This window comes from Vibrio sp. TRT 21S02 (genome assembly GCF_050113675.1).
GTDB lineage: Bacteria > Pseudomonadota > Gammaproteobacteria > Enterobacterales > Vibrionaceae > Vibrio.
On the sequence record NZ_JBNJOI010000049.1, the window covers coordinates 1 to 2,862 of the forward strand.

Here is a 2,862-nt window from a genome sequence, read left to right on the forward strand (position 1 = left end):
CATAACAAACAATTCAACAGTGATTCGCAACGCTTGGCGCTCTCACTTCGGGTTGAGTTTAGTGTTTACGGCGCAGTTTTTGGGTTCAGTGCTTGCGCTGCTCACACGTTAATTGGGCGTTAAGCCTACGAGGTAGAATTATCAGGAGTATTTAAGTGTTTTCAATGAAGCCTACTCTAAAAAGTTGGTACGAAAGTTACCTTTCCCCGACGTTTGAACTGATGGGGAGTTATATTGACGGTATTGAAGAACAAGCAGAACTGAGTGTTCAGAAGTTTGAAGAAGGTAAAGAAACTCATGTATTGGAAGAACACCCAGAAGATGGGTACATACGTGCTGTAACTGTATTTCAAGGGTTGGATGATGAAACGTGGGATATTCATGGGATCTTTCGAGATTACTTCCCTAATTTGCAACGAAAATCGGCTTTGTTGACTCTTACTGGTATGTTTGAGCATGAACTGGATCAGTTATGTGATAGATATGCTAAGGAACACGAATCAACAGTTAAGCTAAATGATATTGCAGGTAAAGGCCTAGAAAGATCGACCAAATATCTAGAGAAAGTATGTGGATTTGATGTATATAAAACAAGCCCTGAATGGCAAAACATCAAGAGTATACAAACCTTAAGAAATGCTATCGTGCATCAGAGTGGCAAGACTAACGACGCAAATGGTAGAAAAATCACTCCTATACAAAATCACATAGAAAAGGTTGAGTCTCTCCATGACGATGGGAAAGAAGTAGTTATAGGCAAGGGCTACCTAGTCTATGTTCTTAAAAGCTATGACGACTACATAAAGTTGCTAGACAAATCAATAAAGCAGTCATACGAACAGTAGGCTTAACAAAGCGTTTAAGACAGATTCCCAACGCTTGGCATTTTTCATTCCATCGTTGGGTTTTGTGTTTACGGCGCAATGGTTTAGGTTAGTTGGTTGCGTTGCTCACTACTTAACGCGGCGTTATGAACAACATGGAGCGTCTGGTAGAAAAGGATTATCTCAATGATTGGTAGTATGTTTCGTAAATTTTGTCTTTTAGCATTAGTTCTCGCTGCTTTGCAGCTAGAACGTCCTTTCATCTCGCAAGACTCACTTAACCATTTTAGTGCTGTTTACGATGGTCATGAAGATAATAAGGCTCGCTTTCAAGTTACAGCTGATAGTTTGACTTTAGGTAAAAACCTTATTGATACTCTGAGATTGAATACTCATGATAAAACAGTAGAAGCGTATTCAAGAAGCTCTGATGGTTTGAAGTTAGGTGAACTGTATATTGGAACGATGTAAGTCGTAACTGGGAAAAATGGTTACTTAAAAGTATATGAGCTATTCGATGACTCAGGGGCGTTGGTCAGGGAAAAGATGGATAAAATAGTAGTCAGTGGCTCAATATTTAACATTATAACAGTGCTCTCGTATGTTCTTTGTTTACTTATCTTTGGTGTGTTCTATCGAGTGGAAAAATCACTAAACAAGGCTAAGTAGCGATAGATTGTATTTAGTGACTTTGGTCTTAGTGCCTGTATTCAAGAAGGAAATTCGTACAATTCTCAATATGAAAATGTTGCACATAACAATAAATTTAAGAGTGATTCACAACGCTCGGCGCTTTCACTTCAAGCCAGTTTAGTGTTTATGGCACAATGCTTTAGGTAAGGTGTTAGCGTTGTTCACACCTTAATTTGGCGTTAGGCGCAGTAAGAAATTTCTTGGTTCAAATCTTTAGTTTCTCTTTGACCATCTGTTCTGGTTTTTTTCAGCAATTTGGCCTTATCTAGCCAAGTTCTTGAATCACTCAACCCGTAAAACATGTCAAAGTTTACGAGTTGCCTCATTGGGTTTTGTAGCCGGTTTGTTGTTAGTCCCTTTGGTTCAAATCGCTTCAATTCTATCTGTCTTCGAAATACGTTTATTGGCTGAAACGTCGCTCTGAAAGGCAGTCTTTCCAAATTCCATTTCTATGCGTTAATTTGCCAATTTCTTTGGTGTTTTGGTTGCAGTGGGTTTTAGAAACTTAGCCGCTTTAACATTTGGGTTTTAATCAAATTCAGTGATTTACGTGAATTTCTTTTTCTAAAAGGTGGTTTCTAAACTCAATTTTAACTATTTGCGTGAAGCGCCTAACAAAGCATTTAAGAGTGACTCACAACGCTTGGCGATTTCAGTTTAAACTTGGTTTTAGTGTTTAAGGTGCAGTGGCTGGTTTAGGCGTTTTTGCGTTGTTCGCACCTTAATGCGGCGTTAGGAGTAGAGGGTGAACCGAGGTCAACTTTCAAATAGTATTAATGAATTTCACAACAGATTGGCTTGTGCACAACATTTTGATTTTGGTTTATTTGAAAACGTGCTTTCAAGCCTAGAGTTATACATTGAAAGTCTAGAAGAGTCTTATGACCCAATAGATGAGTATTCATTAAATGATTTATGTGAGGTGTATTCATATAATCATTACAACAAACAGTACCTATTCAATAGTACTGAGTTAACTCCGAAATTTGAATTGATTACGACGAGAATTCAGAGGCATAAGGAATTTCTTGTAGCTAATGGTATAGCTCCTGATTACGTTTTAAATTGGAATATTCAGGATAGGGTGTAATTCACACCTAACAAACAATTCAAACAGACCAAAAACGTGTGGCACTTTTAGTTTGCGTTGAGTTTGGTGTTTAATATGGTGTGCGGAAACGGCATTTGCACGTTTTTGGCAGTTTAATTGGGCGTTATACGTAAAACAGGTAAGGAACTAATATGAAACAGCTAATTATAGGTTTTTCGATCTTATTATCGACGTTTACGATTAATGCGTCAGAGCTACCAGAGGTACTTGATAATGGGTTTCAAGCGTATTTGA

2 protein-coding genes are annotated in these 2,862 nt (G+C 38.0%); both read left to right on the plus strand.

Going from position 1 to position 2,862, the window contains the following annotated elements; all coding sequences use genetic code 11:
- The first annotated feature begins 155 nt into the window (after window positions 1–155).
- Window positions 156–845, plus strand: coding sequence for a hypothetical protein (locus tag ACQEXU_RS21795; RefSeq protein ID WP_427012282.1), 690 nt, complete (start codon window positions 156–158; stop codon window positions 843–845).
- 165 nt (window positions 846–1,010) lie between these two features.
- The gene (locus ACQEXU_RS21800; RefSeq protein WP_427012283.1) at window positions 1,011–1,295 is read left to right on the plus strand and encodes a hypothetical protein; all 285 of its coding nucleotides are present in this window, start codon (window positions 1,011–1,013) and stop codon (window positions 1,293–1,295) included.
- Window positions 1,296–2,862 lie beyond the last annotated feature (1,567 nt).

Bases quoted from the DNA above. Each gene is read 5' to 3' on its own strand.
- ACQEXU_RS21800 (WP_427012283.1), top strand. From the start codon at position 1,011: ATGATTGGTAGTATGTTTCGTAAATTTTGTCTTTTAGCATTAGTTCTC.